The sequence below is a fragment of the Ectobacillus polymachus genome, assembly GCF_048159605.1.
GTDB classification, from domain to species: Bacteria; Bacillota; Bacilli; order Bacillales; family Bacillaceae_G; genus Ectobacillus; species Ectobacillus polymachus.
The window spans coordinates 45,216-67,160 of record NZ_JBLREB010000002.1; the positions used below are offsets into that span (position 1 = coordinate 45,216).

Here is a 21,945-nt window from a genome sequence, read left to right on the forward strand (position 1 = left end):
AGTTTATAAAAGATTTAAATTGGGCACCAGAAATATCAAGGTATTTCTGGTGCCATTTTATTTATGGACTTTAGTCAGTTGAGCCTGGAGAAGGCAAAACATAAAACCACCCATGGTTTGAGGGTGGTTATGATTAGGTTAAAAACCTGGGTTAAAGATTGTTTTAATCAACTAATTTTACTAAACTGTTGTACTTTTTACCTTTGCGAACGATAATAAATTTTCCGCCAATAGCATTTTCAATTGTTATATCTGCATCGGTATCATTCATCCGATCGCCATTTATCGAAATAGCACCGTTACTAATATCTTCGCGGGCTTGACGTTTGGATGGCTCAAGGCCTATATCTACCAGCCAATCGATAATATTTTTTGGTTCTTTTGATGCATGGAAAGTAGGCATGTTCTTAAAACCGATCTCAATTTCATCTGCTGTCAATGTTTTAATATCTCCGCTGAATAATGCATCTGAAATTTTGATAACTTGGTCTAATAAATCTTTTCCATGAACAAATTTTGTGACTTCGGATGCCAGCAATTTTTGTGCCACACGTTTATGAGGTTCCGTTTTTACCTTTATTTCTAGTTCATCAATTTCCTCTTTCGATAAGAACGTAAATAGTTTTAACAGCTTAATAACGTCCTGATCATCCGCATTCAACCAAAATTGGTAGAATTCAAATGGAGTTGTTTTTTCCGCATCCAGCCAAACAGCTCCGCCAGCTGTTTTACCAAATTTTGTACCATCTGCTTTCAATAATAATGGGATGGTTGATCCGTATGCTTTTGCATCCCAACCTTCTTTTTTGTGGATGAAATCAATTCCAGCTGTAATATTACCCCATTGATCGCTTCCGCCTATTTGGAGCTGTACATCCTCTTCTTTGAAAAGATGATGGAAATCTAATGATTGAAGTATTTGGTATGAAAACTCTGTAAAAGATATACCTCCATCTAAACGGCTGGAAACAACATCTTTGGCTAACATATTATTAATGCTAAAATGTTTACCGTAATCACGTAAAAAATCAATGATATTGATTTTATGAGTCCAATCATAGTTATTTACGAATTGCACTGGATTATCACTGCCGTCGGAATCCAATAATTTTTTCAATTGCTTCGTTAACTTATCAACATTATGTTGTACCATTTCTAATGTTTGTAATTGACGTTCTGTTTTACGTCCACTTGGGTCTCCAATTGTTCCTGTAGCCCCTCCAATTAAAATAACAGGATGATGGCCACATAATTGGAATCGTTTCATCATAATGAAAGGTATTAAATGTCCAATATGCATGCTATCGCCAGTTGGATCTATGCCACAGTAGAGCTTTATCGATTTCTCTTCTACCAGCTTGCGTAAACCTTCAGGATCAGTTTGTTGATTAATTGCGCCACGCCATTCTAATTCGTCAATAATATTCATGTTCACTCACTCCTTTTTGTAATAAAAAAAACGTCCCTATGTCTAAAAATAGACATAGGGACGATTAGTTAACCGTGTTACCACCCTAATTGTATTAATAAGAAAACTATTAATACCACTCATTACAATAGTATCGGATTGTTTATCCGCTTAGAATTACCTAAGAGACTCGAGAATGTAATTCGCAAATTTGTTTGTGCTAAGTTCCATCAACCCTTAGCTTTCTAATAACAGGGACAAATTGCTACTTCGTTCCTTCATTGTCATAAAATATTAAATTTCACATCATTATATTGAAATAAATATAATTTTTCCATCAACAGTTTAAAACATTTTGGGATCTTTTCCATAAAGAACATGAAAAGAATGACCGAAGATGCAATATTCGTCAATAATATTCATGCTCACTTCACTCCTTTTTGAAAAAAAAAAAACGTCCCTATGTCTAATAATAGACATAGGGACGATTATATAACCGTGTTACCACCCTAATTGTATTAATAGGAAAATTATTAATACCGCTCATTACAATAGTATCGGATTGCTCATCCGCTTAGCATTACCTAAGAAACTCGAGAATGTAATTCGCAAATTGTTTGTGCTAAGTTTCATCAACCCTTAGCTTTCTAAATAACAGGGACAAATTGCTACTTCGTTCCTTCATCGTCATTAAATATTAAATTTAATATTATTATATTGAAATAAATATAGTTTGTCAATCAACAGAAAGAAAAAAATTTGTAAAAAAATATATTCTTTGGACCTTTCTCATAAAGAGCACGAAAATAATGATCAAAGAGGCAATATCGTTTCCAATCCTTATATTGTTTGAATATCTGCAATCATTACGGTTGGGTATATCCAGCACACTCAGATAACCTCTTAGCTAAATCCACAATTTCAAGAATAGCCTTATCTTTTTTTTCATTCCAGCTATTTTCTAGCATTGTACAACAAACTCCACAAACCAGCGAATTTTTATGGTTGTATACAGGTGCTGAAATACTATAGCATCCTTGTAAATATTCTTGATCATCAATAGTATATCCAGACCACCTAGCCGACTCCAATTGGTTCCAAAGCTCACCTACTGTTTTTATTGTATTAGGTGTGAACTGTTCTAGCTCTTGGTCATTATAAAGGTCTATCAGCTCATAATAACTGTATTTAATTAATTGGATTTTTCCGAAGGATGTTGCATGTGCTGGAAACTGCATTCCAACATCGGTGGCTATTCGTACAATTGAATCCTTTTCTTGTGCTGCTAAACATAATACATTTGTGCCGTTTAGAACTCCCAATAGAATATTTTCATCTAACTTTTCAAGTGTTTTTTCTGCTTCCATATTAAATGATTCTAAGAGATTAAAATTACGAGAATAAGCTGTAATATATGCTCCCAAGGTGGGTCCCAATTTATATGTATTTCCTTTTTCTTTGGTAACCCATCCTAAAATCTCAAGAGTGTTTAATATTGAGAAAATTGAACTTTTATTAATATTCAAGGACTTTGAAATATCTATTAATCGGTATTTTCCCGGTTCTTTAGCAATAAAATTTATTACTAGGTTTGCTCGTTCGAGAGAACGCACCCAATATTTATCATCCACAATACCACTCCCGATATTATTAACTATCATTTAGTGCAGTTGACCACAGCCAATGTTTTATTTTATAAAGTTTATTAATATTATACCATTACTTAAATCGAAAATTAGGTAAATATTTCATCTTTATTGTGGATTGGAAAAAATGTAGTACTCTAGAAAATTCTTCATGAAATTGGCCAATAGCCCCTTTAGATGCCGAGTAGTCAATTGAATCTTGATCTCCATGATAGGCATTAAGGGATGTTGTATTTATTATGGAACTCCCCGAATTCATGTATGGCAGAGCAGCTTTCGTCAAAATAAACTGCGAAAAAATATTTGTGTGAAAAGTACTTGCTCGTTGATTCGAATCTATATCTAGTAGACTGTTCTTTATGTAAAGTACACCGGCATTATTCACCAAAATATCAATACGACCAAATTGGTGAATCGTTTGCATTACAGCTTGTTGGCAAGGTTGCTCATACCCTATATCGCCAGGAATGGTAATGCAACGACGCCCGTACTTTTTGACATAGAACTTCGTTTCATTGGCATCGCTGTGTTCATTTAGGTATGAGATTGCAATGTCTGCACCCTCTTTCGCGAAGGCGACAGCTACAGCTCTTCCAATTCCACTATCCCCACCAGTAATGAGAGCTACCTTATTCATAAGTTTACCAGCTGGTTTGTAATTGGGATCATCAAATATAGGTCTCGGTGTCATTAATGATTCAATGCCAGGTTTACTTTGTTGCTGAGGCGGGAAGCCCATCACATCCACTCCTCTCGTATTTTCATATCTATGAATGAAATTCTGATATAGGTTATGACTTTTATCAGGAAATTATATCCATTCTAAAAAAATAGGATGATAAAAGGATTATACAAATATTTGGAAAAACGAAGTATACTTAATATAGATAAATATAATCAATAATTTGATTAGGAGTGATTTACATATTTAAGGAAAATGTAAAAAGGATACTTATTTCATTATTAAGAGATCCAATATTAATAATAGGATACTGGATTTTTTGTTATGAGTTAGCTTCATTATGTATGTATGGAAGAACGAATAATAATATTTATATTTTATTAGCATGCATAGTATTTTTTATATCGATAATTACATTTACCACAATTAGAATTATAAAAAACAAAGAATATGAATCTGGAATATCAATTAATTTAAATGCATGGAAATATATTTCTATTATCATTATTGTTGTAATAACATCATTTTATGGAGTAGGGATTTATAAAAGTGCAACAAATTATGGAGGAAAACTTGCATGGGTTATAGATAGATTAAAGAATGAAAGATCAGTTAAGTTTGAACATAACAATATATATCAATATGGAGCAGAAGGTATTTTTAAAGATATAAATAAAAAATATACTTTGCCAAAGAAATTATATATGACGGATAATTTTGACCTTACATTTAATCCGGATGGAACAATTATATCTTTTGATACATTTGTTTATGGGAAAAATGCTAAAGGGAAAGATGAGAGTTACTTAATAACTTATGATAAAAATAAGTCACAAGATATTACTTTATGGCTACATGGATATGCAAATGCTGATTATGATGATGATAAAGTAGTGGAACCTCTCATGAAAACGGTTAAGGCTATTCCAGTTAAGAAAACAGTTAGTAAGTGGAATGAAAGGAATTACGGATTGATTTATTATGGAAAAAGAAGTTGGGGATACAATACAGAGGGAATTATTAATGTGAATGAGGATGGTACGGAGCAACAACTTCAAGAAGCAAGTAATGAAATAATTGGATATACTGTCTCCATATTTGTCCCTGGAAAAGAGAAAGAGATCATACCTGCTAGATATAACTTAAAATGTGACTTGGATTGGTGTAAATCAGATACTCCTCCAAAGAAAGATAGTTCTAAGAAGGATCAACAAGATGTAACGAATAACAAAGAACTGTTTTACTTATCAAAAGAAGTTGGTTATAAACTAAATATTACAGATAAAGCATTAGGTAGTTCTTTTTATTCACTAAGTAAGACGATGGATGGGGGTAAAACTTGGGAGGTTATAAATGAAGACCCATTCAACCGAACAATTGGTAGTGCATCAGGAATAACTTTTATAAATGATAAACTTGGGTTTTTAGGAGCAGCCAGTGTTTCTGGTACTGATGGAGAGTTATATCGTACAGATGATGGGGGCATATCTTTTAAAAAGGTAAATTATCCACTTCATGAAGTAACATTAGATAATGGACATTCTATAAGTCCTTTTGATTTTCTAGGTATGCCCTATGAGAAAGATGGAGTTTTTAATATGTTAGTTGGACAAGGGTCAGATGGAGATTATAACGGGAATAGTAGTGCACTTTATCAATCAAAAGATAAAGGAGAAACATGGGAATTCGTAAAAGAAGTTAAAAATAGTTAGTTAAAGTTACGCCCCATAACTGATTTAGGAAGACACAATAGTTAATTGGTGCCTTCCTTTTTTATATTTACTAATTAGCTATATAGTTAATATAAGATAAAGAAAGGCTGGTGACCGCAGGTGATATGGAATGAATGAGAGTGTTTTTAAGGCAATGTCCGACGCAACACGTAGAAAGATCATTGAATTAATAATTCTTGCATGGGTTTTACAAACAAACGCAATGATGATGGTGGCTGTTCTAGTACCGATACTCTTATGGGTTCTCATAACGGTTGTGGCTTCGTATTTTTACGCAAAAACTGAGTAGCCTCTCTAGAAAGGGCACTGTGTTATGCAATGCCCTTTGATCTTTTCTCTATGGAGGATGTGAATTCAGAAATACAAAGGAAATTCGTGAAATAAATTATATGTTAAGATTTTGTTTATCACGTTTTTCAAGATTACGAGCTGTTTGGCTTTGTTCAACCTTTGTTTGATCCTTAAAGGTTCCTAGCGCAAGGTCATAAATTGGGTTTGTAACACCATACCAGTAATTTTCATTTTTGTAATGGTGCCATAAATGGACTTTTTTCATCCAACGTCCCCACGGGGAAAGTGGAATGATTGGACGGTGTGCAATATAATGTTTCCACTCATAAAATAATAAAAAGATGATTACACCAGCGATGAAAGCATTCGTAATCACAAGGCTGGAAGAAATGAAGTAGGCAGCAACTCCTGCAATTGTAATGTTAGGCAACGTGTACCATAAAGGTAAAAATAATAAATGCAGATTATCAGGATTTGAATGATGGTTGTAATGTAAACGCTTAACTAAATGTAACAAAAATGCATTCTTTGGCGGCTGAATATGAAAGAGAAATCTATGAGTAACATACTCAGCTATTGTATAGGAAATCATCCCTATTACGAATGCAATTATCGGTCCTATAGATGCTAGGCTAAGGGTCATATAGCCAAGACAAATTAAGAAAAGGCAGCTCATAATGAATATATCTGGGTAGAAAAAAAACTCTTTCACATATTTAGATTTCAATACTAACACCTCCATCCATGATCATTCTTATCTGTTTTTCCAAAGAATCAAACTTTTCTCCATTGCATTCTTTGCAATTCTCTCAGCCTCTGTTGCATCTCCCTGTAATGCAACAGTTAAAAGTTCATTATAATATTCCAAAGACAAGCTTCTATGCTCCTTAATTGAAAAATATATTCTTGCTATTTGTATATAAAAGGAGTTAAAGCTATTTAATATTAATAGATATACAGGATTTGGGGAGAGACCAGCAATTTGTTTTTGTAGTTCCCAATCAAATGCTGCATAACCGTCAGCATCATCTTTAAGGGCTTCTAAATCAGCAAGGAGAGAAACTACTTTGGGCTGATTAAAGATAACGGCATCATGAATATAGGCAGGAGCTAAAGCTCTTCTTAATTCTAATAAATATACAATAAACTCATCTGTAACAGTATCATGATTTTGAATAATATTAACAAGAGTAGTTAGATTTCCCTTACGCCAATAATCGTTTACGATTGCAGGAAGACCCTTCCGACATGATATCCAACCATCTCTCTCTAATCGTTGAAGTGCTTCCCTAACTGTTGGACGCCCAACTCCAAATTCTTTTGCAAGTTCCCGTTCTGGAAGCAACGTACTTCCTACAGAATAATCCCCTGCCAATATGGCTTTAATTAATTTTTTCTCAATTTTGTCTGATGATCGTTCCTTCTCTTTCAAGCAGATCCCCCTCTCTCCATTATTATGAATATGCCTAGGGACTTTTTGGTATTACAAGTTTCTATTTGTGGTAATACCATCAGTGTATAATTGGTAGAAAATTCTGTCAAATTATTTATTGATTAACAATTAAATATTCTACAGTTTGATATAGAGTGAAGGAGGATCGGAATGGAAATAAAGAAGTCATAGCAAGAACCATTATTTTATCCAACCAATATATGAAAGTATGTTTATAATGAAAAAAGAAAGTTCAAAGCTATTTATTGAGGTAATACAAAGATGATGTTGATTACAATGACTTAATCCAAGGAGTTGGAGAGCCGAATGAAACAAATATTAATGCAGTATTTAACTAGGTTTACAACACTAAACGAAGTAGAACAACAGACAATTGTTGAAGATATACAAATTGAAGAATATAAAAAAGGAACAATACTCCTTAGACAAGGAGATATTCCGACTAAATGTTATTTTGTATTGAAGGGATGTGTTAGGCAGTATTCTATAGATGAAACGGGAAAAGAGGTCACATCCAATTTCTACACAGAAGAACAAGCCATTTCGAATTTCAATCATCATAAACAGGATAAGGCATCCGCGTACTCTTTAGCTTGTCTAGAAGACTGTATAGTAGTCGTTGGTGACTTTGACATCGAAAAGGACATGTATAACAAATATACACAATTGGAAACAATGACACGCAAGATGATTGAACACAACTTTGGTGAGGTACAAGATGAATTGGCTTCATTTATTGCATCTACACCAGAAGAACGCTACAAAGCATTATTACGGAAACGACCTCATTTAGCTGATCGTGTACCCCAACATCAATTGGCGAGTTATCTTGGTATGACCCCAGAATCATTAAGTAGAATTAAGAAGCGAATTAATAAAGATATATGATAAGAAGTTGTCATACATCTTCAGGGATTTTTCCTCCTCTGATTAGCAGCCATATACCAAAGCCCAATTCTCCTGCAATCATTGGTATAGTAAATACAATTTTAAGAATTGAAATTGCCGCATCATATTGTGAAAGAAACGCGTTACATAAGTTAATGACAATATAGCCTATTGAAGCAAGCAATAGTAAGGTGCTAATGGCTTTAGGAATTTTATCTGATTTGAAAGCCAAATAGCCTACAATCATGAGATGTCCACCAAAGATGATCAATCCGATAGACCAAATAGATTCAAATGCTTCAAGAAACAACATCATATGTGCTTGAAGTTGATCGATATTAAGTAATGCTGTATTTTTCGAGAGAAGCAATACAAAAATCAAATTCAGTATGGCAATGCCTAATATAGTCGCATAAGTAAGACGGAGCCATGCACCGAGCAATGAAAGGTTTTTATTAATTGGCTTTAGAAAGATATAGAAAGCCCAAGCGACTATAATGTCAGTGATCAGGATGATGACCCAACCGAGGATTTCAGCTTTGAAAAGCATATTTGATGACTTAATGTTATGAAAAGTGGCGCTGGCATCTCCTTGCACCACAAGGCTTCCATGGACAAAGCCATAGGAAAAAAATGCAGCAAGTGTCATGATGATAAGTGATATACCAGCAATCAGAGCAGATTTTCGTTGATAGGATTGTTTTTCTATTAAGGTAGCCATAATATATCCTCCTATATTACAATGTTGGTTTCATTTTAATAGGAAGATGATGACTGGTCATTGACTTAAATCAAGGATAAAGTTTTTCTTTATCAATAAAAAAGAACTCCAGACTTTCGGTCTCAGAGTTCTTTTGCTTTTATGTGAAAATTAATCTATTTTGTCGCTTTGCGTCCTACTAATACCCAGTATAGAGATAGACTGAAGAGGGTAATTAGTGCAAGTACGAATAGGAGATTGCTATACACTGAAGCGTCCGGATTGCTGATAAATCCTAGGAAATTTTGTTTCATTGCAGGATGGTCCATCATTGCTGCTGTATAGGCAATTCCGATTGACATAGCGATATTAAGCGTTAAATTATAAAATCCGATTGCAGTTCCTGTTTTTTCTTTTTCAATATTGTGAATGCAAGAAGAAAGCAATGGTGCATACATGAACGCGAATGAACTAGAGAATAAAATCATTGATATCACGAATATAACGACAGAAGTTTGTACAAAAAATCCGGCTAATAGTAGGCTAGCGATAATACATGACATAGCGATTGTAATAGCTTGCTTGCTTCCCATAATATTCGCAACTTTTCCAGAAAGAGCTCCGACCAAAGTAGCTGCTATATAGGCTGGAATTAATAATAGTGAAACCTTATCTAGCTGTAAACCATAAAGCTTTTCAAGCAAGAACGGAAATAAGAAAATATAGGCTAGCTGTACAGAATAAATAATAAACGCGACTCCAAGCAAGGAGATAAACTGCTTATTTTGAAAGAATGATATTCCGATAAAAGCTTTAGAGTTCTTGCTAATATAACCAAGGAACAAGGCAACGGCAACAATAAACAAAAGAAGATACATCCAGTTGAAATCGGTAATATACAATAGTAGGGATGCTGCAATAACACCAACTATAAATAATCCGAGCACATCTATATTACTGCTTTTTCTCTCTTCCTTAGGGAGATATTTTAAAATATAAGGTAGTGTGAAAAGTGTTACTAAAGGAAGTAAGAACAGAGTTGTCCAATGGAAATACGTGGACACATAACCTCCAGTTAATGCACCTATAAGCTGTGAAAGAGCAAAACTGCTTGTACTTAATCCTAAAAATTTTCTTTGTTCATTTTCAGGTAATTCTTTTGTTACAAATATAACATATAATGTTTCAGCTGATGCTAAACCTGCAGTTTGGATAACTCGTGAGATAACAACTAGTAAAAACGAGTGTTGAAAAATAAATCCCATAACTGAACCGACACATATTAAAATAATACCAACAGTAAAAAGTTTTCTGATACTAATGGAATCCGCCAAAGCAGCGTATACTACTGCCCCAATTCCAATCACAAGGCCAGCTAGGGTTGCTTGCCAGCTAACCACTGTCGCAGAAATGTGAAAATCCTTTGCCATATCAACAGATACAATCTTAAATGAATTGTCAATTACCAAACATAATAGAAATAACAGTAAGATAACAGGTACAGCTTTCTTGGCACTATATTCTTTAGCTTCCGTCTTCCTGCTAGCATTGTCAATTATCGTTTCCATGACTTATCTCTCCTTTTATTATTTAGAATTGTCTTCCTAAGTTAGACATCTGACCTCTAATCGCAGATTAACCGTAACCAAATGCCTAACTAATATGGTTTTCATTTCTTAAGCTAGTTCCAAAGCAACTTCCATCATATTTGTAAAAGCTAATTGTCTTTCTTCTGGTGTGGTTTGTTCATTTCTAATAATATGATCACTTACTGTTAAAATCGTAAGAGCATTAACTCCCGCGTAGGCTGCATTCATATAAAGACCGGCAGTCTCCATTTCTACGGATAAAATCCCCATTTTTCTCCATTTTTCTAAAGCGGTTTCATCCGCATTATAAAAAATATCGCTAGATAGGACATTTCCAACATGTACAGGCAGCTCTTTTTGATCAGCTGTTTTTTTCGCTTTTTCTAATAATGCAAAGGATGCAATATTGGAATATTGTCCAGGAAGATTGTATTGATTAACATAATTGGAATCCGTAGAAGCTCCCATAGCAAAAACGAGATCATATAAATTCATGTCGTCCTGGAGAGCCCCGCAGGTACCAATGCGAATCAAATTTTTCACACCAAATACATGAATTAGCTCCCAAGAATAAAGACTCATGCTTGGTATGCCCATACCTGTTCCCATAACAGATATTTTCTTTCCTTTATAAGTTCCTGTATACCCGAACATATTACGAACGGAATTGAACTGAACGGCGTCTTCTAAATAGGTTTCGGCAATAAACTTTGCTCTTAATGGATCCCCTGGCAAAAGGATTGTTTCCGCAATCTCTACTCCATTTGGTTTGATATGAGGTGTTTCCTTGTATTTAACTGTAGTCATTTTTGTTTTCTCCTTCTCAAAGTATTTGCATAAATGCTGAAGATTATTTGTCTATTGTTACCGTTTACATTTTTATGTGATGGCTTTCACAAATAAACATCGTTGAATGGTAGTTGTTTTCACCTTCTTAATAAAGTTTAATAGCGTATTTACAACATAAAAGATGAAGATTATATTTTTCTTTTGTTACCGTTTACATTTTGTTATGTGATGTCTTTCGCGAATATACATCGTTGTATAGTTGTATAATAACTTGTATATATCATTACAATGAAATAATATCACATCTTTCATTTGCTCACAACATATCTTTTTATGGAAATCCGTTCTTTTGTGACAAAAAAAAGGCGGTGTATTTCTGATGAAATACACCGCTTTAAATTGATTTAAAAATATTTTCAAATGATAAGTGCCTACCTATTCGGTTATTTTATTCTATTGATCCTAATTTGACTACATTCTGTTGGTAGATAGTATTTATTATACATCACAGGGTATTTGTCACTAATATATACACTTTCTAATATCAAATTACATTCCTCACCACAGAAAATCTGATATTTTAATGACGGAGTATTAACAGAATTGGAACGTTTGATTTCAATAGTAGAGGAATTAGCCAGTTCATATACTTTCTCCTCTAACATTTCTAAAAATTGCTTTTCATTCTGTAAATCAAGATTTAACTTGGAAACTTCTTCTATGGGCATCATGGTAAAGGCATAAGCTACTACCTTATCATTACTTTTATACCAGCGGTCCACAGCAACAACTGCAGTCATTTCGCGATTTAATACTTGCATGGCATAGTCCGTTGTTAATTCCATTCGAAAATTAAGTTCGACATCATCGATTTTCCCCGTATAGCACTTATATAAGGGATTCCCTAATGTCTCTAAGCCATCGATACTTTCATTATGATGAAATTTTGTAATGAAATTTCCTTTTCCATGGATATTATTAACTAATCCATCTTCCTGCAAGAGTGCTAGTGCATGTCTCAATGTCATTCTGCTGACATCAAATATTTTGGCTAATTCAGGCTCTGATGGAAGCTGGCTATCAGGGGGAAACGTTCCATCCATAATTAGTTTATACAATTGGTCATACACAATAACAAATAACGGTTTTTTTGAGTTATTGTGTTCATGAAGTTTAATGTTCATTTTCTTATCACCTACTGTTTTTCAAATTCATGATTCTTATTTCCTATTTCTTTTCATTTTAGTAAATTGTATCATTTGTTCATAGATAAGGAAGTATAAATTTTGGTGCTAAAAAACTGTTTAACTATCTCGTTCGAGGTCGCCTTAGTCCATACGTCCTGAGCAAAGGCTTGCGCTTTTTTTATATTGTAACGTACTTTCGTGAAAATAAAAATTTTGTGAAGTTCCAGAATACATCATTTACATTCAAAGGCTGGGTGAAAAAACATATGAATTTCCCCTTAAGCATATAAACTAATGTAAAATAAGAATGATAAGATTGTAAACCAAAAAGGATGAAGAATAGTCTGTTTCGTTCGAATTGAACTAGCATTCTTACAGCGACGAAAACACAGATTATACCAAGTGATTGGGGTTAGTATGGATGGTAAATGACCAAACGAGGTATTCTCGTCTTGCAAATATAACAAAATTGATTAATACGAGGCTAGAATTACGTGATGTGCTGGAGTATGTAACGACCGCGATATCGGAAGAAATCGTTCAATGTAATGCAGTAGGTATTTTTTTACCACACGGGGATGGTACATTTAGAGGGTATGTTGGAAAACCGGAAATTATTAATGGCTCGACGCTTCATACACAGGTGATTGATCCGAAAATAGATGGATTGGCAAGAGAAGTAATTGAAACAAAAAGAACAATTTACATCCCTGACACTTCAAAGGATAATCGACCTGATCTTGTACCGATTCAAGCATTTCAAATTAAATCTATATTAGCTTTACCTATTTCATTTGAGCAAGAGTTATATGGCTTGGTTTTTTTGTTTGATTATGGAATTGCTATGAATTTAACAGAATCAGAAATTCAAAGTGTTGAGGCTTATGTAAATATGGCTGCAGTTGCGATTCGAAATGCAAATTATGTAACACAACAGGAAAAACTTATTTCAGAAAAGCAGCTGCTACTTGATGTTACTCGTGATCTTTCTATGTGTTCCTCGATGCAAGAATGTCTCCAAACCTGTTTTTTCTATTTAGGAAAGGTTTTGGACAACTATAATGTAGCAGTCCACTTACTAAATCCTATAGCAGATCAAAGTATTAAACACGCGAACTTAAATCAGGATAGGACAAATGAAGGCTGGATAGAGACATGTAATAAGATAAAAAATGCCCAATGTTATGATACGTTAATGCAAAATGTCATTCAAACAAAAGAAGCTATTTTCATCCCAAATGTATTCACAGATAAAAGACTGAACCATGATGTTTGCCTTACATATGCGATCAAGGGTTTATTTATGATACCGTTAGTTTCAATGGACGAGGTGTTAGGAGTCATTTTAGTCGTTAATATGGAAGGAAAAGATCTCATTTACACTAGATCGCAAATCCAGCTGGCACAATCTATCGTTGAAGCCACAACTTCTACGTTATCGGGCTTATTGTATATGAACCAACTGGAAACCATGATAGAAGAGCGGACAAAGGAACTAACCATTGCTAATGAGAAAAATTTGAGTGTAATTGAAAGTATTACAGATGGATTCATTGCATTAAGTAAAGAATGGAGACTTACTTATTTAAATAAGAATCTATTTTTGTCTCATAAAAAAACATCAAAAGACGTATTAGGCAAGAATATATGGGAAGCATTTCCGAGATTCGTTGATACGATCCTATATAAAGAATTTCATAAGGTTATGCTAGAACGGATACCTGTACATTTCGAATTTCACTTTGCCTACACCGATCGTTGGTATGAAATTGTTTCGTATCCCTATGACGAAGGCATTTGTGGTCTGATTAAGGACATAACAGAAAAAAAGAAATATGAGAAGGAAATAAAAAGGTTATCGGGGTTAGAGCTAATTGGACAAATGGCTGCAGGAATTAGTCATGAAATAAGAAATCCGATGACAACAGTACGGGGATTTCTGCAGTTATTAAACGAAGAGGTTGAATTTGTAGAGTACAAACATTACCTGAATGTAATGATTGAAGAACTTGATCGTGCTAATTCTATCATTACAGAATTCCTTTCCATGAGTAACACAAGGACATCAGATTTACAGAAATTAGATTTAAATGCAATCATACATGATATAGTCCCATTAATTAAGGTGGATGCGTTTAACCAAAATAAAAAGATAAAAATAGATACGAATGATATCCCGGAGTTACTTTTAAATCGGAATGAGATTCGCCAATTATTAATCAACCTCTACCGTAACGGCTTAGAAGCGATGAGCGAAGGAAAAGAATTAACTATAAGAACCTACAAAGAAGATGATTGTGTGATTCTTGCAGTACAAGATGAAGGCGAAGGGATTAAGCCTGAAGTATTAGAAAAATTAGGCACGCCATTCTTCACTACTAAGGAAACCGGTACGGGCTTGGGATTAGGTGTAAGTTATGCCATTGCTGCCCGTCATCATGCCAAAATTGAAATTCAAACAGGTCAAGAAGGAACTACTTTTTTTGTTAAATTTAATCTATAAATAATAAGGAAGAGGCCTGGTAAATACCAAGCCTTTTTCCAGCTTAGCTTCCTGTACTAGTAAATTTACTTAATCCGAATTTCCAGAAACGATAAGCAATAAAGCATAGTATTATCGCAACGAATGGTGTACACAAAGAAATCGATTTATATCCCTTATCAAAGAAGAAAGCAGCTGGGTAAAATGATGTAAAACTGTAAGGAATAATAAACGTTAAGATAAATGCTATTACTTTATTGTAGATTGTAATCGGATAACGCGAAAAATCACTTAAAGTGAATACTGCTGATACAACAGGAAGGCTATCGGTCATCCAAAAGGAAAACGTAATAAAAAACAGATTTAATGCTATAAAGATAAGGCCGCTTGATATAATCATTATGATAAGTATAAGTAATTTTCCCGCTGTAAGGGAAATATCTAGATTGCTAATGGAATAAGAAAGAATAATTCCCCCTATTATAAGTTGCCCAATTCCATCCTCTTGCACACGCTCTGCTACGATTTGGAACAATGGGTTAATGGGACGGATAAGCAGACGGTCTAAATTTCCTGTTTGAATATACTGCCATCCAACCGTCCATAAATTATCAAAGAAAATGTGATGGATAGACCTTCCTGCAAAAGCAATTCCATAGATTAAGAGGATCTGATAAAAATTCCACCCCTTTAACGTTTCAATATGATCAAACACTACCTTTATAAAAAAGATAGAGGCAAACTGTTGAATGAATACAGAAGCAATTCCTATTAAAAAATCTACTTTATACTCCATCATAACTTTTAAGTGCTGCTTAAAATAGATACTGTATAAAAATGAGTACCGTTTAAGAGTGTGCCACAATTCATTCACCCCCCAAATATTGTGATCTTCCGAATTGCGAAAGCCCATATGAATCGGACAAGAATTGCAATGAAAATGAACCATACGAATTGAGTCGCAATTGCCATATAAGCCTGTGTTCCGGATATAGAGCCTGTATAAATAGAAACAGGAATATAGACCATAGATTGAAAGGGTAAAAACATACTAATTTCTTGAAACCATTGCGGATAAAGCGATAATGGGACAAGTGCACCGGAACAGAACTGAATAATGGAATCTCGCAGAAGACGAAGTCCCCATACATTTACAGTCCAAAAGGCTAATATACCAATAATAAGATCTAGTTGCGTTCCAATTAAAATACCCAACACTACACTTATCATAAATAATGCAAACGACTCTAATGATTGTGGCAGCGTATTCCCTACAAACCAAGTGGCAAACAGTAACATAGGAATCGTTGTCCGAATAGAATTAGAAATTTTTTGCCCTATATCCATAGCTACAAGTTTATCTAACAAATGGTATGGCTTCATAAGCTCCATTGCTATGTCACCTTGTTTAATCATTCTCGCTAAATTGTTCCCTACTCCTGATACATATTGTTCCAATAACATAGCAACGACCATATAAGTTAACATATTAGATAGTGAAAGTGTTCCAACCGTCTCTTTATTTTCGTAAACGGCAGTCCAAAAGTAATACACTGTGCATAATTTAACAATAATTGCAAATGTACCTGCCCAATACCACGCAGCATAGGAAGTCTCTAGTTTTATTTGTACTTTAAGCATTTCCCAATATTTTCTCAAGAGACTCATCACCTCCATGCTGATAAAGGTCTTTAATAATCGTCTCCAATTTAGGATTTGAAATAGTTAGGTCTGATATCTTATTGTATTTTGCGAGTTCGGAAAGCACAAATTCAGATGAGACTGTCTTTGTATGAAAACTTAGCTCTACGCGAGAGGAATTTTCTTCTTGGCTCTTGTGTACTACGATATCGTTCTCTAATGATGGAGGAAGCTCAAATGTTGTTCGCTCTTCTAACTCTAAAGATAGGATGCGGTTATATGAAAAACGGTCTTTCAGCTCCTGTAAGTCCCCATCATAGATGATGGAACCTTTATCAATAATGATAATACGCTGGCAAATCTCCTCTATATCCTGCATATCATGTGTAGTTAATACAACGGTTACATCCAATTGCTTATTCATTTCTTTAATAAAATCACGAATTTTTGCCTTTACATCAATATCTAGACCGATTGTAGGCTCATCTAGGAACACGACAGAAGGTTGATGAAGAAAAGCAGCAGCTAACTCACAGCGCATTTTTTGGCCAAGTGAAAGCTGACGAACAGGTAATGGCATTAAATCTCCAAGATCCAATACATTTTCAAACAAATGCAGCATTTCTTGATATTTTGTCTCTGGTATCTCGTAGACATGTTTTAATAGTGCAAACGACTCTCGCACTGGTATATCCCAAGCAAGTTGTGTACGTTGTCCAAAAACAGCTCCAATATTTTTGGCATTTTCCTGTCGATTTTTGTATGGAATAATTCCATTTACTTTGATTTCGCCACTATCTGGAGTTAGGATTCCACACAGCATCTTAATAGTGGTTGATTTTCCAGCACCATTGAATCCGATATATCCCACCATTTCTCCTTTTTCAACAGAGAAAGAGATCGGTTTTACCGCCTGTTTATCATAATATCTCCGTTTTATTAAAGCTTTTATTGCACCTATTAAACCTGGCTCTCTTTCTAAAATCTTATAACTCTTGGTAACATTCTTAACCTCAATCATTTACAATTCTCCTCCTTTCTCTTTACAAATATTATCCACTTTGTTGCGAAAGCGTTTGCATAACCCTAACTAGTATGATTTTACAGGAGCAATTCCTTATTATCAATAGGATTCCTATTTCTGTCATAATAATGGCAATATCAAAAAGGAGGTGGGCTGTCTAAAAACTAAAAGTAATACGCTCCATCTCCTTTTTGTATTTTTTATTGAGGTAACTGCAAAAAATAAAGCTAGAATCCAGAAATATAAGATCAGTATGCTATTTAGTTTTATCAATATTGTCAAAAATGTGAATAAACAAATAATATAATATCAATAAATTGTGACAATTTCATTTAGGATATTACTAAATTGTTAAATAAGTGTAAAGTAAATGTATAGAATGTGAGTATTTAGTGTAAACGAAGCTAATTTTTTTAAGGGGGTGTAGCAAATACACTTAACTTTAAAAAAAACGATACAAATTTTAATTATGGTAGTGCTTGTAATTATCCTTGTTTTCACGCCTTTTATGGTATCAATTACTCATGATGGGAATGGAAACCTTGTTCCAACTGTTAAATATCAACGAGCTTTGGCACTCGCTAATGTTGGAATTTTAGGAAATCAAACGTTGAATGGTTCCTATGATCCCAGTACCGGAAATCTTTCTTTGAAGATTTCTGGAGGAACACTACTAAGTTTAGGTGCACTTGACTCACAAAGTTTCATATATCAATTGCCAGAAGAATTGAAATTTATTTTGGACGATCCTCGTTTTAAACAAAATGCACGGATTGATTTTGAAGAGAGTTGGCTTTTAGGTTCAACTAGCGACACCATTGATGGCAGTTCATTGACACTAAATTCTGCTGATGGAACGGTAACCGGTGTACGAAATTCAGTGCTAGATCTTTCCCTTCTCGCAACAGTTACTGTTACGCTGATGATTAAGTTAAGCGCATTAGACGTTGCTAAATTACCACCAAGCCCTGACGGCATACTAGAATTTTATGGACTAGCCTCAAAGGAGGCACTTATTGATTTAAGTGTATTAGTAAGTGAAGGTTCTAAATATGACATGAGAACGGATGTATTACCACCACCTCCAACAGTAAATTCTGTAAGTGATGTTGATACAGTAGTAACAGGAACAGGGGAGGCAGGAGCAACCGTACATATCGTAACTCCGAGTGGCAACTATGAAGGGCTAGTAAATGAAAAAGGGTCATACAGTATTGCAATTCCAGTACAAGATGCTGGCACAGTAATTACAGCTACACAGACTGTAGCAGGCATCGAAAGTAAAGGAGTTTCCACAACTGTAATTGGCGTAATTCTTGACTTTACCGTTCCAAGTGAAATTCAATTTCAAAATACACCTATAAAGCTTCAGGAAGTTACAATCCCGAGGGTAGACCCCAATTGGTCCATTGCAGTACGAGATACACGTGGACAAGGATCCAAATGGGCAATAAAAGCGAAGGCGACAGGACCATTAACGTCAACTGATGGGTACACATTAGACCCAAATGCTCTTGTATATGTAAAAGGTAACAGTGTTGAATCTTTAAACGATGAGGTCCTTATTTATGAAGGGACTACTGGAGTAGAGCAAAAGACAACGGTCCAATGGGGCGAAAATGAAGGAATATTAATGAAACTGACTCCTACGGGTCTTTTCGATGCTCGGACAGGTGTTACATATTCTACTACTATTCATTGGACTTTAGAAAATGCACCATAATATTAAAAATGGTGATTTCGTTTTTATAAAAAGAGGAGGGGGTTTTTTATGAAATTACCAAGATCGATAAGTATGGCAGCAATTCCAGTTCTATTTTTATTCATCTCCTCACAAGGAATTTTAGCAGCATCATCACAAGATTCTGCTGCAACAGTAGGATTTTATGAGAATAATCCAGACGGCGATTTAACACTTGATTCTGTTCCGGGGCTAGATTTTGGTTCACAGAAAATATCTTTATCTGATGAAGCCTACAATTCTCTTAATCTTACCCCCTTTATTCAAGTAACTGATAATCGTAGCATTAACAATGCCACTGGATGGAATGTTACAGTAAAAGCAAGTCCATTTACTAGTACTACTTCTACCAGCACATTGAATGGAGCTACAATAAATTTTAGTAATGGAGATTCTACTTCGGACCTTACTTATACAAAGCCAACAACAATTCCATTTGTAGTAACAACGGATGGGGATGTTGGAACTGTTAAGGTTGTTTCGGCAAAACAAGGCGAGGGCCGTGGTACATGGAAAACAAGCTGGCTCCCAACTACAAGTAATCCTGCTACGAATGATAGCGTTACACTACATGTTCCAGGAGGTATTATGGCAAACGAGCAATATACTTCAACATTAACATGGACACTATCAAACACCCCGTGAGAAGAATTTAAGTTAGTCTCGAATAATAAGGAATCTCTATTATTTGGGACTTTTTTATATTATGAATCTTCTATCTGCTATAGCACTGTCCTCTTTGATAGATTGGTACAATTGTGAGGAGAAATAAGATGAAAATAATTAAAAATAGAATGACGTATATTTTTTTAATAATCATATTCGTTACTTTAGATTTGCCAATGGTAGTTGCGAATGCGGAAGATGTGGGTTACTCAGTCCGAGCAATAATACCTGAAAATCAAATTGATAAGAATCAGACCTATTTTGATCTGTTAATGAAGCCTAAGGAAAAACAAGTGATTCAAGTTGAAATTATGAATAATTCAAATGAGGATATGGATATTAATATCCATATAACAAATCCAATTTCAAATAGAAATGGGCTAATTGATTATACGAATATTAATGCAGAGGTGGACGAAAGTCTAAAGGTTCCTATTACAAAAGTTGCCTCTATTGAAGAAAAGACGGTTAGAGTACCTGCAAAGAAATCTAAAATTGTACCGATTCAACTTGAAATGCCAGAAGCAGAATTTGACGGTATTATGCTTGGAGGGATTTATTTTGAGAAGTCTTTAGGTAAAGAGGAATCGACACAAGGGCAAATTTCTAATAAGCTTGCATACGTAATCGGCATGAAATTGAGCGAAACGAATACAGAAGTAAAACCAAATCTTCAATTGAAATCAGTCAAACCAGGTTTGGTCAATTATCATACTGCCGTTATTGCAAATATCCAAAATAGCGCGCCGGTTATTGTCGACAATCTCACTTTAAAGGCAAAGGTTTATAACTCGAGTGGTAAAGAGATAAATCAAGTTGATGTTAAAGATTATAGAATGGCACCAAATTCTAATATGGATTTTGCTATCGACTGGAAAAATAAAGAGATCAGTCCAGGGAAATATACTTTAAAATTATACGCTGATACAGGTAAACAGAATTGGAATTGGGAGGAAGAATTTGTCATTCCTTCTAAAGATGCAAATGTTCTTAATAAAGAAGCAGTTGGAATCGTAAAAGACTATAAATTATATTTTATTATTGGTCTTTTATTTATTATTTTGATTTTGGTCTATATTATTTTTAGGTTAGTAAGAAAGAACAAGCAACAGAATTTGTAGGGGAAATGAATAAATATGTAAAGGGGAAGCTTCTGGGCGCTTCCCCCTTTTTTCGATGTTGCCAACGAAAAAGGTGACTCCTATACTAAAGAAATAATAGAAAAAATTTAACAGGTGATAACATGGCTAAAACTATAGTAGAAAAACTAAACTTACAAAAATATAAAAAAGCAGCAGTATTGGATTTACCGGATGGTGCAGATTATTTAGCAGAGTTAGCGGATTATGATACAGAGTTAGAGGGTGCTTATGATCTTATTTTTGCTTTTGTGCTAGATATGGAATCTTTAAAAGAACTTGTAAATAAAGTTATCAAAAAGAATTACCTAAATAAAAATGGTTATATCTTTTTGGCGTATCCTAAGAAAGGGAATAAAGTATATCCAACGTTTATTCATCGTGATGAATTATTAGATGGGTTAGGTGCAGATGAAACGGGTTATATTGGGACGAGTAACATCAAATTTGCGCGTATGGTAGGGTTAGATGATGTATTTACAGTGGTCGGTTTAAAAGAAGATTCTTCAAACAAAAATCGTACATCTACAAAAGCCAGTCAATGCGTAGATGATTATATAGTGATGATTCCAGATGTGGAAAAAGATTTGCATGATGTTCCTGATTTACTTGCTTTCTATCAATCACTCACCGAAGGGTACCGTAAAGATTGGGCTCGTTATGTGTATAGTGCGAAACAAGAGGCGACAAAAGCAAAGCGACGGGAAGAAATGAAAATGATTTTAGGTAAGGGTTACAAGAGCCGGGATCTGTATCGCAGAGATAATCAATGAAAAAATGAAACATAAGTATCTTCTGTTTCCATCATAACTGATGGGAACTTAAAATATATTCCTTACTATACAACATTCCCTAGGTAGTATGTACGTTTGTTTGCTTGAAAGGA

18 protein-coding genes, 1 pseudogene and 2 other annotated features are annotated in these 21,945 nt (G+C 34.4%); of the genes and pseudogenes, 7 read left to right on the forward strand and 12 right to left on the reverse strand.

Annotation, left to right across the window (positions count from 1 at the left end; genetic code table 11):
• Nucleotides 1-163: 163 nt before the first annotated feature.
• From tyrS to ACM5BR_RS10895, 3 genes and pseudogenes are all read right to left on the reverse strand, one after another.
• The gene (gene tyrS / locus ACM5BR_RS10885; protein ID WP_416827932.1) at nucleotides 164-1,429 is read right to left on the reverse strand and encodes a tyrosine--tRNA ligase; all 1,266 of its coding nucleotides are present in this window, start codon (nucleotides 1,427-1,429) and stop codon (nucleotides 164-166) included.
• Between the two features lie 53 nt (nucleotides 1,430-1,482).
• Nucleotides 1,483-1,699 (reverse strand) — a binding site (T-box leader).
• Nucleotides 1,700-1,885: 186 nt separating this feature from the next.
• Nucleotides 1,886-2,102: a binding site (T-box leader), on the reverse strand.
• Between the two features lie 172 nt (nucleotides 2,103-2,274).
• On the reverse strand, nucleotides 2,275-3,039 hold the full coding sequence (locus ACM5BR_RS10890; RefSeq protein WP_416827933.1) for an IclR family transcriptional regulator: 765 nt from the start codon (nucleotides 3,037-3,039) through the stop codon (nucleotides 2,275-2,277).
• A gap of 154 nt (nucleotides 3,040-3,193) precedes the next feature.
• Nucleotides 3,194-3,793 (reverse strand): annotated as a pseudogene (locus tag ACM5BR_RS10895) (SDR family NAD(P)-dependent oxidoreductase); the annotation flags it as partial.
• Between the two features lie 176 nt (nucleotides 3,794-3,969).
• Here ACM5BR_RS10895 and ACM5BR_RS10900 point away from each other — a divergent pair.
• Nucleotides 3,970-5,448 (forward strand): WD40/YVTN/BNR-like repeat-containing protein, encoded by a 1,479-nt coding sequence (locus ACM5BR_RS10900; protein ID WP_416827934.1) that lies wholly within the window; start codon nucleotides 3,970-3,972, stop codon nucleotides 5,446-5,448.
• Between the two features lie 406 nt (nucleotides 5,449-5,854).
• Here the strand turns inward: ACM5BR_RS10900 and ACM5BR_RS10905 are convergent, their stop codons facing one another.
• A complete protein-coding gene (locus ACM5BR_RS10905) occupies nucleotides 5,855-6,487 on the reverse strand; it encodes a sterol desaturase family protein (protein ID WP_416827935.1) in 633 nt (210 codons plus the stop codon).
• A gap of 27 nt (nucleotides 6,488-6,514) precedes the next feature.
• Nucleotides 6,515-7,192, reverse strand: a complete 678-nt coding sequence (locus ACM5BR_RS10910) for a GntR family transcriptional regulator (protein ID WP_416827936.1) — start codon at nucleotides 7,190-7,192, stop codon at nucleotides 6,515-6,517.
• Nucleotides 7,193-7,519: 327 nt separating this feature from the next.
• Here ACM5BR_RS10910 and ACM5BR_RS10915 point away from each other — a divergent pair, with 327 nt between their 5' ends.
• Complete coding sequence (locus tag ACM5BR_RS10915) at nucleotides 7,520-8,101, forward strand: Crp/Fnr family transcriptional regulator (RefSeq protein WP_416827937.1); 582 nt, start codon at nucleotides 7,520-7,522, stop codon at nucleotides 8,099-8,101.
• A 10-nt stretch (nucleotides 8,102-8,111) separates the two neighbouring features.
• Here the strand turns inward: ACM5BR_RS10915 and ACM5BR_RS10920 are convergent, their stop codons facing one another.
• The 4 genes from ACM5BR_RS10920 to ACM5BR_RS10935 all read right to left on the reverse strand — a co-directional run bounded on the left by ACM5BR_RS10920 (nucleotide 8,112) and on the right by ACM5BR_RS10935 (nucleotide 12,363).
• Nucleotides 8,112-8,822: a DUF4386 domain-containing protein gene (locus tag ACM5BR_RS10920; protein WP_416827938.1), complete on the reverse strand. Its 711-nt coding sequence runs from the start codon at nucleotides 8,820-8,822 to the stop codon at nucleotides 8,112-8,114.
• A 155-nt stretch (nucleotides 8,823-8,977) separates the two neighbouring features.
• Nucleotides 8,978-10,369, reverse strand: a complete 1,392-nt coding sequence (locus ACM5BR_RS10925) for an MFS transporter (protein WP_416827939.1) — start codon at nucleotides 10,367-10,369, stop codon at nucleotides 8,978-8,980.
• Nucleotides 10,370-10,477: 108 nt separating this feature from the next.
• The gene (gene deoD / locus ACM5BR_RS10930; RefSeq protein WP_416827940.1) at nucleotides 10,478-11,197 is read right to left on the reverse strand and encodes a purine-nucleoside phosphorylase; all 720 of its coding nucleotides are present in this window, start codon (nucleotides 11,195-11,197) and stop codon (nucleotides 10,478-10,480) included.
• Nucleotides 11,198-11,622: 425 nt separating this feature from the next.
• The gene (locus ACM5BR_RS10935) at nucleotides 11,623-12,363 is read right to left on the reverse strand and encodes a GntR family transcriptional regulator (RefSeq protein ID WP_416827941.1); all 741 of its coding nucleotides are present in this window, start codon (nucleotides 12,361-12,363) and stop codon (nucleotides 11,623-11,625) included.
• 424 nt (nucleotides 12,364-12,787) lie between these two features.
• On the opposite strand from ACM5BR_RS10935, the gene ACM5BR_RS10940 reads away from it, so the two are divergent.
• Nucleotides 12,788-14,869 (forward strand): ATP-binding protein, encoded by a 2,082-nt coding sequence (locus tag ACM5BR_RS10940; RefSeq protein WP_416827942.1) that lies wholly within the window; start codon nucleotides 12,788-12,790, stop codon nucleotides 14,867-14,869.
• Nucleotides 14,870-14,912: 43 nt separating this feature from the next.
• Here the strand turns inward: ACM5BR_RS10940 and ACM5BR_RS10945 are convergent, their stop codons facing one another.
• The 3 genes from ACM5BR_RS10945 to ACM5BR_RS10955 are packed head-to-tail and all read right to left on the reverse strand — an operon-like array spanning nucleotide 14,913 to nucleotide 17,510.
• A complete protein-coding gene (locus ACM5BR_RS10945) occupies nucleotides 14,913-15,713 on the reverse strand; it encodes an ABC transporter permease (protein ID WP_416827943.1) in 801 nt (266 codons plus the stop codon).
• Between the two features lie 5 nt (nucleotides 15,714-15,718).
• Nucleotides 15,719-16,516 (reverse strand): ABC transporter permease, encoded by a 798-nt coding sequence (locus ACM5BR_RS10950; RefSeq protein WP_416827944.1) that lies wholly within the window; start codon nucleotides 16,514-16,516, stop codon nucleotides 15,719-15,721.
• A complete protein-coding gene (locus tag ACM5BR_RS10955) occupies nucleotides 16,482-17,510 on the reverse strand; it encodes an ABC transporter ATP-binding protein (RefSeq protein ID WP_416827945.1) in 1,029 nt (342 codons plus the stop codon). Before ACM5BR_RS10955 ends, ACM5BR_RS10950 begins: the two co-directional genes overlap by 35 nt.
• 472 nt (nucleotides 17,511-17,982) lie before the next feature.
• Here ACM5BR_RS10955 and ACM5BR_RS10960 point away from each other — a divergent pair, with 472 nt between their 5' ends.
• The 4 genes from ACM5BR_RS10960 to ACM5BR_RS10975 all read left to right on the forward strand — a co-directional run bounded on the left by ACM5BR_RS10960 (nucleotide 17,983) and on the right by ACM5BR_RS10975 (nucleotide 21,832).
• Nucleotides 17,983-19,236 carry an Ig-like domain-containing protein gene (locus tag ACM5BR_RS10960; protein WP_416827946.1) on the forward strand — a complete coding sequence of 418 codons (1,254 nt, stop codon included), beginning with the start codon at nucleotides 17,983-17,985 and terminating at the stop codon, nucleotides 19,234-19,236.
• A 48-nt stretch (nucleotides 19,237-19,284) separates the two neighbouring features.
• Nucleotides 19,285-19,899 (forward strand): WxL domain-containing protein, encoded by a 615-nt coding sequence (locus ACM5BR_RS10965; protein WP_416827947.1) that lies wholly within the window; start codon nucleotides 19,285-19,287, stop codon nucleotides 19,897-19,899.
• Nucleotides 19,900-20,027: 128 nt separating this feature from the next.
• Entirely contained in the window at nucleotides 20,028-21,041 is a 1,014-nt protein-coding gene (locus ACM5BR_RS10970) for a DUF916 and DUF3324 domain-containing protein (RefSeq protein ID WP_416827948.1), read from the forward strand.
• A 122-nt stretch (nucleotides 21,042-21,163) separates the two neighbouring features.
• Entirely contained in the window at nucleotides 21,164-21,832 is a 669-nt protein-coding gene (locus ACM5BR_RS10975) for a YdeI/OmpD-associated family protein (RefSeq protein ID WP_416827949.1), read from the forward strand.
• Nucleotides 21,833-21,945: the final 113 nt, after the last annotated feature.